This is a genomic window from Bartonella sp. AA2SXKL, assembly GCF_042197205.1.
In the GTDB taxonomy this organism is placed as follows: domain Bacteria; phylum Pseudomonadota; class Alphaproteobacteria; order Rhizobiales; family Rhizobiaceae; genus Bartonella.
The window spans coordinates 1-511 of the sequence record NZ_JBHIRN010000302.1; the positions used below are offsets into that span (position 1 = coordinate 1).

Below are 511 nucleotides of genomic sequence, written 5' to 3' on the forward strand. Positions count from 1 at the left end.
TATCTAAATGCTGACAATATTTCGTTAGTTGATTTCAAATGGAACAATGATCGCATTATCGCCACCAAAATCATTTCTAATATGGGAATAAAATATGCAGGAGCTCAGTATATATGGTGGAAGAAAAATAACGAAGTCACACTTTATGATCTTTTGGATGATCCAGAGGAAAAAAAACCTATACTCTGTACAGATGAATCAATCTTATTATTCTAAACAACTCAGGAAATATTATGAAAAAACAACCTTTTAATGTACGATTTTTCGTCGCTTTAAGTTTATCACTCTTCGGTTCAATCAATGCCTTTGCGAATTCCTTAATCATTCAGGTTCCAGATGATCCAGAACCAACAACTCAGACCATTTTCTATCAATGCGATATGGGAACAGTTAAAGAGCGTGTTGAAGCAACCTATCACACTGCTGGTACTATTGCGCTTGTTGATTTAAAATGGAAAGATAAGCGCATCATTGGTTCCAATGTCATTGCTGCTTCTGGAGCAAAATATGT

The 511-nt window shown here is 35.0% G+C and carries 2 protein-coding genes; both read left to right on the forward strand.

The window, feature by feature from the left end:
• A partial coding sequence (locus ACFINS_RS11360; RefSeq protein WP_375706328.1) for an MliC family protein occupies positions 1-216 on the forward strand: 216 nt, incomplete at its 5' end.
• 17 nt (positions 217-233) lie between these two features.
• A partial coding sequence (locus ACFINS_RS11365; RefSeq protein WP_375706329.1) for an MliC family protein occupies positions 234-511 on the forward strand: 278 nt, incomplete at its 3' end.